The following is an 8,301-nucleotide window of genomic DNA, read 5'->3' on the forward strand; positions in this document are numbered from 1 at the left end:
CCCGGCCGTCATGCTGCAGTTCGGCGTTCCCGCTTCGGGCCTGACCTACGTGGAACGCCCCGCGGTGTTCGGGCTGGTGTTCCATGAGGCGAAGCTCGCCTGTGTCCGCGTCGACAGGGGGGAGGGCAGCTATTTCGATCTGCCGGGCGGCGCGATCGACGGCGACGAGACCGAGGAACAGGCCCTGATCCGCGAGTTCGTCGAGGAGACCGGCATGGCGATCCGCCCCTTCGCCCGCATCGCAGAGGCGGCGCAGTATTTCCGCAAGTCCGACGGATCGCCGGTCAACAACCGCGGCGGATTCTGGATCGCGGAGCAGCGCTCGCTCGACGCCTCAGCCAAGATCGAGGACGACCACGAACTGGTCTGGCTGCACCCGCATACGGCCTTGGCGCAGTTGCGGCACGAGGCCCATGCCTGGGCCGTGGCGGCGTGGCTGCGGCGGACCAGCTAGCGGAGCCATACGGAACGGCTTCGCTTCAGGACCGCTCCTTGAGCCATGCGCCGCCGAACCGGTGGCGGTATTCAAGGAGACGATCCAATGGCCGATCACGATCGGGTTGAAGGCGCCGCCAAGAACATGGGCGGCGAGATCAAGGAAGCCGCAGGCAAGATCACCGGCGACGAGAAGCTGAAGGCCGACGGCCGCGCGGATCAGGCCGAGGGCAAGATCCAGAACGCCGTCGGCGGCATCAAGGACACGCTCCGCGACAAGCGCAACTAGGTCGCGCTTCGATTAGAGACCGATGACGCCGTCCGCATCGCGGGCGGCGTTTTCGCGTGCCTAGTCGTCGTCTCCGCCGAGGCGGATCCTGAGCCCGTCCTGCGTCGGGGCCCGGCCGTCAGCGGGACGGCATTCCTCGGTCCAGACGACCCCGCCTTGCGCCTGGGCCTGCGGCCGGGTTTCGCAGGTGCGCTCCTCGGGCGTGGCGGAGGCGCGGACGGAGCGGGCCGGGGTCCCGCACTGCAGGGCGTAGCGGTCGCCGGCGGCTTCCTGCCGGCACTGCTCCGCCGAAGCGGACGGGGCCAGACCCGGCGGCAGGGCGGCGCCCAGGTTCGCGGCCAGCGCCGACCGCACCCGCACCTGGCAGGCCTCCAGCGTCTCGCTGGCCTTACGGATCAGCGGACTGCACTCCGAGCGTTCATAGCCAAAGGGATCGGCGCGGGCGTAGTCGGGAATGGCAGGGATCGGAGTCGGAGCCGCGACCGGGATCGCCGGCGGAGCCTCCCACACGACCTGACCGGTGGCGGCCTGCTGGAGCATGGCGGCGAAAACGATGGCGAGCATCACAGAACTCCCTCCCCGATACGGGCCCAGCCTAGCCTATTTGGCGAGCGCTCGCATCGCCTTCTCCAGCCCCTCCAACGTCAGCGGATACATCCGCTCGTCGACCAGTTCCTGGATCATCCCCACCGAGGCGGAATAGCTCCAGTAGCGTTCCGGGGAGGGGTTGAGCCAGGCGATCTTGTCCCACTGCTGCGTAGCGCGCTTCATCCAGACGGCGCCCGCTTCCTCGTTCCAGTGCTCGACCGAGCCGCCGGGCATCGCCACCTCATAGGGGCTCATGGTGGCGTCGCCGACGAAGATGGCGCGCCAATCGGCGGGGTATTTGTTCAGCACGTCCCACGTCGGGATTTTCTCGGTGTGCCGGCGCCGGTTGTCCTTCCAGACGCCCTCGTAGAGACAGTTGTGGAAGTAGAAGAATTCCAGATGCTTGAACTCGGTCTTCGCGGCTGAGAACAGCTCCTCGCACATCTTCACATGGGCATCCATCGAGCCGCCGATGTCGAGGAACAGCAGCACCTTGATGGTGTTGCGGCGCTCGGGCCGCATGTGGATGTCGAGCCACCCCTGCCGCGCCGTGCCGTCGATGGTGGCGTCCATGTCCAGCTCCTCGAGCGCCCCCTGCCGGGCGAACCGGCGCAGGCGGCGCAGGGCGACCTTGATGTTGCGGGTGCCCAGCTCGACTTGATCGTCAAGGTTCCGGTACTCGCGCTTCTCCCAGACCTTGACCGCCCGGCCCTGCCGGCCGGGTCCGCCGATGCGCACGCCCTCGGGGTTGTAACCGCCGTGGCCGAAGGGGCTGGTCCCGCCGGTGCCGATCCACTTCGAACCGCCCTGGTGCCGGCCCTGCTGCTCCTCCAGACGCTGCTTCAGCGTCTCCATCAGCTTGTCAAAACCGCCCAGCGCCTCAATCTGCGCCTTCTCCTCGTCGGTCAGGTATTTCTCGGTCAGCAGCTTCAGCCAGTCCTCCGGGATGTCGGTGGTCAGGTCCTCGCCCGCGCCGACCGTCTCGACGCCCGCGAACACCTTGCCGAACACCTGATCGAAGCGGTCGTAGTGCTTCTCGTCCTTGACCAGCACCGCCCGGGACAGGTGGTAGAAGTCGTCGACCCTCCGGCCAGCGACGTCCTTGTCCATGGCCTCCATCAGATGAAGCCATTCCTTCATCGAGACGGGGACTTTGGCGTCCCGGAGGGCGGTGAAGAACGGAAGGAGCATGGGCCGAGCCTATCAGGCCTTCTCCAGCAGCCCAATCAGCTGTGCGGCGTCAGCGGGCGCAGCGCTTTTGATGTCGTTATCGAAGTAGGCGAACACCTCGCGGTCGGTGCGCCACGCGCGGATCGCCCTGACCCAGTCCTCCAGCGCCGCCTCGCCGTAGCGGCCGTGGTAGTGGCCGCCGGGGCCGTGCCCGCGCAGGTAGATGAAGTCCGCGGTCGCCTCCCACGGCGCGGGGGCGTGGTGATGGTCCGAGATGCACAGGGCGACGTTGCGCCGCCGAAGCATCTCCAGCACCTCGTCGGCGTACCAGCCGGGATGACGGAACTCGACGCTGTAGCGCCGGCCCTCCGGCAGGGCGTCGAGGAAGGTCTGCAGGCGGTCGTCGTTGCGGTGCAGGTTGGGCGGCAGCTGGAACAGGATCGGCCCGATCTTGTCGCCCAGCCCCGCGATCCGCTCGAACATGTAGGCCAGCGGCTCAACCGGATCCTTCAGCTTCTTGTTGTGGGTGATGAAGCGCGACGCCTTCCAGGCGAACAGGAAGTCGTCCGGCGTCTGCGCGCGCCACCCCGCCACCGCCGCGTCGGTCGGCATGCGGTAGAAGCTGGCGTTGATCTCAAGCGTCGGGAAGCGCCGGGAGATATAGTCCAGCCGCCCCGTGGCCCTGACCTCTTCCGGATAGAAGCGGCCGTTCCAGTCCTTGTAGGCCCAGCCGGAGGTGCCGATCCTCACATCCTTCATGGCGGGCGAACCGCGGCGCCGGCGGCCGGGTTCCGTTAGCCGCGGCGCAGGATGAACTCATGGTCGAGCCAGCGGCCCACCGGATACTGGTACTCACCCGCCTTCTCGAAACCATAGGCGGCGTACAGCTTCTGGGCCTTCAAGTTGCCGCTCCAGACGCCGATCCACAGGGGGCCGTCTGAGTGGGCCTCCATCCAGTCCAGCGTCAGGGTCAGCAGGCGGGTGCCGAGGCCGAGGCCCTGCGCGTTTTTGGAGACATACAGCCGGCGCAGCTCTGCGTGGCTGGGGCGGGCGTCGGGGTGGGGCAGGGTGTTGGGGCCGGTGTTGGCGAAGGCCAGCAGCTCGCCGTCGCGCTCCGCCACCCACCAGGCGGCGCCCGGCTCCTGCAGCTTGGTGCGGATCGCGGCGGGCCTGAAGCTGGCGTCGAGGAAGGCGGCCAGGTCGTCCGTGGGGTAGGGGATGCCGAACCCGTCCACGAAGGTATCGATGAAAGTCTGTCGGCCTAGCGCGCCCAGGGCGGCGGCGTCGGCTTCCTCGGCGGGACGGATCACGGGCTCGGTCATGTCCGGCGCCTACAGGCTCGATCGGGGCGCGACAAGTGCGGCGGGGGCGCATAGTCTCGCGGCGTGAGCGTAGCCCTTTTCACCCATCTCGACATGATCGAGCACCGGCCCGGCGTCGGACACCCGGAACGGCCCGAGCGGCTGAAGGCGGTGCTGGACGCGCTGGACGACGCCGGCCTGTCCCGCGACCTGCGCGCCGCCACCGAGGCGTCGGCCGCCGATCTCGAGCGGCTGCACCCGCCCGCCTACGTCGCTCGGCTGCTGGGCGCGTCGCCGACGCGCGGCCTCAACCAGTTGGACGCGGACACCATCCTGTCGCCCGGCAGCGTCCGCGCGGCGCGGCTCGCCGCCGGCGCGGTCGTCGACGCAGTCAGAGCGGTGGCCCGCGGCGAGATGAACCGGGCCTTCGCCGCCGTGCGCCCGCCCGGGCACCACGCGGAGCCCGACACGGCCATGGGCTTCTGCCTGTTCTCGAACGTGGCCGTCGCGGCGCGCGTGGCGCAGGCCGAGGGGCTGGCGCGGGTGGCGGTCATCGACTTCGACGTCCACCACGGCAACGGGACCCAGGCGGCGTTTCAGGACGACCCCAGCCTGTTCCTCGGCTCCATCCACCAGATGCCGCTGTACCCAGGCACCGGGGCGGCCTCCGAGACCGGCGTCGGCAACATCGTCAACGCGCCAGTGCCGCCCCATGCGGCGCGGGAGGCGTGGCGGGCGACCTTCTCCGCCGCGCTTATGCCGGCGCTGCAGGCGTTCGCGCCCGACCTGATCCTGATCTCCTCCGGCTTCGACGCCCACCGCCGCGATCCCCTGGCGCACCAGAGCCTCGAGGCCGAGGATTTCGCCTGGGCGACCCGCGCGGTCATTGAGGTCGCGCGGGACTGCTGCCACGGCAAGGTTGTTTCCTCGCTCGAGGGCGGTTACGACCTTGAGGGGCTGGGCCGTTCCGCGGTCGCCCATGTGCAGGCTCTGGGGGAGGACTAAGGGAGATTAGCCAAAGGCTTATCCTCCGCTCATCATGCCGTCCCCCGCCCGAGATTCCCTGATGGCCGACGCGCCGAGCCCCGCAGCACCCGCCCCTGCGCCGACGCGAGCGGCCCTGGTTTCGGTGCGTCCCGGGGCGATCATTCTGGCGCGTCACGGCGAGCCGGCCCTTTCCCGCAAATGCGTGCTGTCGTCGGACCAGTACCGCGACTGGTGGGCGAAATACGAAGTGGGCGGACTCCGCGCCGGTCAGACCCCGCCGCCTGAGCTTCTGGCGACGGCGCAGGGCGCCGGCGCCATCTACGCCTCGACCCGTCCGCGGGCGCAGGAGACCGCCGCCGCCATCGCCGCGGGCCGCGAGGTGATGAGCGACGCTCTGTTCATCGAGGCCCCCCTGCCGCCCCCGCGCTTCCCCTCGTGGTTCAAGCTGCCGCCGAAGTATTGGGGAGCCGTAGCGCGCTTCTGGTGGCATGCCTTCAACCATCACGAAGGGCAGGAAACTCGCCGTCAGGCCGAATGCCGCGCCGAAAAGGCCGCCCAGGCCCTGATCGCCCGCGCCGAGAGCGGTCAGGACGTGCTGGTGCTGGCGCACGGCTATTTCAACCACATGGTCGGACGCCGTCTGCGGGCCGACGGCTGGGCCCTGGTGCACAATCAGGGCTTCAAATACTGGTCTCAGCGCCGGTACGAGAAGCGCTGACCGGCGGGAGCAGGCGATGAACCGGCGGTCCCTCGCGCTTGCGGCGCTCAGCATCGTCATCGCCTTCGCCGCGCCTGCCGGCGCGCAGACACAGGACGCCGCCGCGCCCTCGTCGCCCGTTCGGGTGGCGATCGAAACGACGGCCGGGACCATCCTTGCGGAGACCGATCCCCGCGCGCCCGTCACCTCGGCGAACTTCCTCCGCTATGTGGACGAGCGCCGGTTCGACGGCACGGACTTCTATCGCGGCATGGCGGTCGGACCGTCCGCGGGGCTGATTCAGGGCGGGACCAGCGGCGCGGCTGATCGCGTGCTGCCGCCGATCGCGCACGAGCCGACCAGCGAGACCGGCCTCAGCCACACCGACGGGGCCCTGTCGATGGCGCGGTTTGATCCCGGCACGGCCACGGGCGACTTCTTCATCATCATCGGCGACCTCGGAACGCTTGACGCAGGACGCGGGGCTCCGGGCGATCCGGGGTTTGCAGTCTTCGGGCAGGTCGTCGAGGGAATGGACGTGGCGCGCCAAATCCTCGCCGCGCCGAAGTCGGCCACCGAGGGCGAGGGTTTCATGCGCGGCCAGATGCTGGACCCGCGCATCCGTATTGTCTCGGTGCGACGGGTCGAGGCGGCGCCTGCAACGACCGCCGAATAGAGCTACGGCGCCGCTACGCGCTTGAGGCCGGGCCTCGCCGCCTCTAGGGTCCGAGGGATGACCGACACGCCCCCCGTACCCGCCGAGCTCAGCTTCGAGGATGCGCTGCAGCGCCTCGAGGCCATCGTCTCCAAACTCGAGTCGGGCCAGGCGCCGCTGGAGGAGTCGATCGCCCTCTACGAAGAGGGCGCACGGCTGAAGGCGCACTGCGAGAACCGGCTGAAGGCGGCGCAGTTGCGGGTCGAGAAGATTGTCGTCGGCCCGGACGGTCAGGCCAGGGGCGTCGAGCCCGCCGGATTCGACTGATGAGCCCCGCCGCGCCCCTGATCGGCTTCGACGACTTCATGAAGGTCGACGTCCGGGTGGGCGAGGTCGTCTCCGCCGATCCGTTTCCGGAGGCGCGGAAGCCGGCGTACAAGCTGACCATCGACTTCGGCCCGGAGATCGGCACGAGGAAGTCGTCGGCCCAGATCACCACGCACTACGCGTTGGACCAACTGGTCGGCCGCAGGGTCGCCGCGGTGGTGAACTTCCCGCCGCGCCAGATCGGCCCTTTCATGTCCGAGGTCCTGACGCTCGGGTTTCCAGACGCCGCGGGCGAGGTCGTGCTGGTCGGCGTCGATCGCGAGGTTCCAGTGGGCGGGAGGCTGTTCTGACCCTGCTTCCGCCCGAGACGCGCGCGGCCAACTCGCCCGAACAGGCGGTCATCGACCGCGTGGCCGAGGTCGCCGATCTGGTCACCGTGGCCCTCGATGAACTGCTGCCGCGCGCCAGCGGACCGGAATCCCGCCTCACCGAGGCGATGCGCTACGCCGCCCTGGGACCCGGCAAGCGGCTGCGGCCGTTTTTCGCCATGGAGGCGGCCAACCTGTTCGACATCGAGGAGCGGCCGGTGCTGCGCGCGGCCTGCGCCCTCGAATGCGTCCACGCCTACAGTCTGGTCCACGACGACCTGCCCTGCATGGACGACGACGACGTCCGACGCGGGCGACCGACCGTTCACAGGGCCTATGACGAGGCCACGGCGGTGCTGGCCGGCGATGCACTGCAGACCGCGGCGTTCGACATCCTGCTGCACCCGGACACCCACGACGACCCGGAGATCCGGTGCGAACTGGCCGCACGGCTCTCGCTGGCGTCCGGCGCACGCGGCATGGCCGGGGGCCAGATGATCGACCTCCTGGGGGTTCGCGACGACCTCGGCGGCGTCGCGCGGATGCAGCGGCTCAAGACTGGGGCCCTGTTCACCTACGCCTTCGAGATACCGTTGATCATCGCCCGGGCTCGGGAGGCCCAGCGTCACGCCCTGACCAGCTTCGCCCATGACATCGGGCTGGCCTACCAGATCGTCGACGACCTGCTGGACGTCGAGGGCGACGAGGACCTTCTCGGCAAGGCGGCGAACAAGGACGCGGCGCAGGGGAAGACCAATTTCGTCACCCTGCTCGGCGTCGACGCGGCGCGACACAGGGTCGCGCATCTGGCCGACCAGGCCCGCGCGCACCTGGACGTCTTCGGCCCCGACGCGGAAATCCTCAAGGCCAGCGTGGACTTTGTGCTAAAGCGCAGATCGTAATGAGGCCGCAATAACAACGTCATGTCCGGGCCACGACCCGGCTTCGAACGGCTCCCGCCCGGGCCGTGACGATCAAGAGTTCAGGTAACGATGCCCAACACCCCGCTGCTCGACACGGTCCAGATCCCCGCCGACACGCGCGCCTTCGACATCGCCCAGCTGCGTCAGCTGGCGGATGAGGTCCGGGCGGAGACGATCGATGCGGTTTCGGTGACGGGCGGTCACCTCGGCGCGGGCCTGGGAGTCGTCGAATTGACCGTCGCGCTGCACCACGTTCTCGACACGCCCAAGGACGTGCTGATCTGGGACGTCGGGCACCAGTGCTATCCGCACAAGATCCTGACGGGTCGGCGCGACCGCATCCGCACCCTGCGCATGCCCGGCGGCCTGTCCGGTTTCACCAAGCGCAGCGAGAGCGAATACGATCCGTTCGGCGCAGCGCACAGCTCGACGTCTATCTCGGCGGCGCTCGGGTTCGCGATCGCCAACAAGCTCGAAAGGCGTCCCGGCAAGGCGATTGCGGTCATCGGCGACGGCGCGATGAGCGCGGGCATGGCCTATGAGGCGATGAACAATGCGGAG

At 69.1% G+C, this 8,301-nt stretch carries 13 protein-coding genes; 9 read left to right on the plus strand and 4 right to left on the minus strand.

The window, feature by feature from the left end:
* The first annotated feature begins 10 nt into the window (after nucleotides 1-10).
* On the plus strand, nucleotides 11-454 hold the full coding sequence (locus tag VGB60_RS06560; protein ID WP_331037460.1) for an NUDIX domain-containing protein: 444 nt from the start codon (nucleotides 11-13) through the stop codon (nucleotides 452-454).
* An 87-nt stretch (nucleotides 455-541) separates the two neighbouring features.
* Nucleotides 542-724 (plus strand): CsbD family protein, encoded by a 183-nt coding sequence (locus tag VGB60_RS06565; protein WP_331037461.1) that lies wholly within the window; start codon nucleotides 542-544, stop codon nucleotides 722-724.
* A gap of 60 nt (nucleotides 725-784) precedes the next feature.
* On the opposite strand, the gene VGB60_RS06570 is transcribed toward VGB60_RS06565, so the two are convergent.
* From VGB60_RS06570 to VGB60_RS06585, 4 genes are read right to left on the minus strand one after another with little or no spacing between them, the layout of a single operon-like run.
* Complete coding sequence (locus VGB60_RS06570; RefSeq protein WP_331037462.1) at nucleotides 785-1,288, minus strand: hypothetical protein; 504 nt, start codon at nucleotides 1,286-1,288, stop codon at nucleotides 785-787.
* A gap of 36 nt (nucleotides 1,289-1,324) precedes the next feature.
* Nucleotides 1,325-2,503 carry a VWA domain-containing protein gene (locus tag VGB60_RS06575; RefSeq protein ID WP_331037463.1) on the minus strand — a complete coding sequence of 393 codons (1,179 nt, stop codon included), beginning with the start codon at nucleotides 2,501-2,503 and terminating at the stop codon, nucleotides 1,325-1,327.
* A gap of 12 nt (nucleotides 2,504-2,515) precedes the next feature.
* Nucleotides 2,516-3,241: a DUF72 domain-containing protein gene (locus VGB60_RS06580; protein ID WP_331037464.1), complete on the minus strand. Its 726-nt coding sequence runs from the start codon at nucleotides 3,239-3,241 to the stop codon at nucleotides 2,516-2,518.
* Between the two features lie 35 nt (nucleotides 3,242-3,276).
* Nucleotides 3,277-3,804 carry a GNAT family N-acetyltransferase gene (locus tag VGB60_RS06585; RefSeq protein WP_331037465.1) on the minus strand — a complete coding sequence of 176 codons (528 nt, stop codon included), beginning with the start codon at nucleotides 3,802-3,804 and terminating at the stop codon, nucleotides 3,277-3,279.
* A gap of 63 nt (nucleotides 3,805-3,867) precedes the next feature.
* Here VGB60_RS06585 and VGB60_RS06590 point away from each other — a divergent pair, with 63 nt between their 5' ends.
* From VGB60_RS06590 to VGB60_RS06620, 7 genes are all read left to right on the plus strand, one after another.
* Nucleotides 3,868-4,788 (plus strand): histone deacetylase family protein, encoded by a 921-nt coding sequence (locus tag VGB60_RS06590; RefSeq protein ID WP_331037466.1) that lies wholly within the window; start codon nucleotides 3,868-3,870, stop codon nucleotides 4,786-4,788.
* Nucleotides 4,789-4,849: 61 nt separating this feature from the next.
* Nucleotides 4,850-5,488 (plus strand): histidine phosphatase family protein, encoded by a 639-nt coding sequence (locus VGB60_RS06595; protein WP_331037467.1) that lies wholly within the window; start codon nucleotides 4,850-4,852, stop codon nucleotides 5,486-5,488.
* 16 nt (nucleotides 5,489-5,504) lie between these two features.
* Nucleotides 5,505-6,143: a peptidylprolyl isomerase gene (locus VGB60_RS06600; RefSeq protein WP_331037468.1), complete on the plus strand. Its 639-nt coding sequence runs from the start codon at nucleotides 5,505-5,507 to the stop codon at nucleotides 6,141-6,143.
* Between the two features lie 57 nt (nucleotides 6,144-6,200).
* Nucleotides 6,201-6,449, plus strand: coding sequence for an exodeoxyribonuclease VII small subunit (locus VGB60_RS06605; RefSeq protein WP_331037469.1), 249 nt, complete (start codon nucleotides 6,201-6,203; stop codon nucleotides 6,447-6,449).
* The gene (locus tag VGB60_RS06610) at nucleotides 6,449-6,799 is read left to right on the plus strand and encodes a tRNA-binding protein (RefSeq protein ID WP_331037474.1); all 351 of its coding nucleotides are present in this window, start codon (nucleotides 6,449-6,451) and stop codon (nucleotides 6,797-6,799) included. Before VGB60_RS06605 ends, VGB60_RS06610 begins: the two co-directional genes overlap by 1 nt.
* 50 nt (nucleotides 6,800-6,849) lie before the next feature.
* On the plus strand, nucleotides 6,850-7,719 hold the full coding sequence (locus tag VGB60_RS06615; RefSeq protein ID WP_331037475.1) for a farnesyl diphosphate synthase: 870 nt from the start codon (nucleotides 6,850-6,852) through the stop codon (nucleotides 7,717-7,719).
* Nucleotides 7,720-7,809: 90 nt separating this feature from the next.
* On the plus strand, nucleotides 7,810-8,301 hold a 492-nt coding region (locus VGB60_RS06620; protein ID WP_331037470.1), incomplete at its 3' end, for a 1-deoxy-D-xylulose-5-phosphate synthase N-terminal domain-containing protein.

Source organism: Brevundimonas sp., from assembly GCF_036399195.1.
Lineage (GTDB): Bacteria > Pseudomonadota > Alphaproteobacteria > Caulobacterales > Caulobacteraceae > Brevundimonas.

Coding starts and splice junctions, on each gene's coding strand:
- VGB60_RS06595 (WP_331037467.1), top strand. CDS start 4,850: ATGGCCGACGCGCCGAGCCCCGCAGCACCCGCCCCTGCGCCGACGCGA.
- VGB60_RS06600 (WP_331037468.1), top strand. CDS start 5,505: ATGAACCGGCGGTCCCTCGCGCTTGCGGCGCTCAGCATCGTCATCGCC.
- VGB60_RS06570 (WP_331037462.1), bottom strand. CDS start 1,288: ATGCTCGCCATCGTTTTCGCCGCCATGCTCCAGCAGGCCGCCACCGGT.
- VGB60_RS06575 (WP_331037463.1), bottom strand. CDS start 2,503: ATGCTCCTTCCGTTCTTCACCGCCCTCCGGGACGCCAAAGTCCCCGTC.
- VGB60_RS06605 (WP_331037469.1), top strand. CDS start 6,201: ATGACCGACACGCCCCCCGTACCCGCCGAGCTCAGCTTCGAGGATGCG.
- VGB60_RS06585 (WP_331037465.1), bottom strand. CDS start 3,804: ATGACCGAGCCCGTGATCCGTCCCGCCGAGGAAGCCGACGCCGCCGCC.
- VGB60_RS06565 (WP_331037461.1), top strand. CDS start 542: ATGGCCGATCACGATCGGGTTGAAGGCGCCGCCAAGAACATGGGCGGC.
- VGB60_RS06580 (WP_331037464.1), bottom strand. CDS start 3,241: ATGAAGGATGTGAGGATCGGCACCTCCGGCTGGGCCTACAAGGACTGG.
- VGB60_RS06610 (WP_331037474.1), top strand. CDS start 6,449: ATGAGCCCCGCCGCGCCCCTGATCGGCTTCGACGACTTCATGAAGGTC.
- VGB60_RS06560 (WP_331037460.1), top strand. CDS start 11: ATGCTGCAGTTCGGCGTTCCCGCTTCGGGCCTGACCTACGTGGAACGC.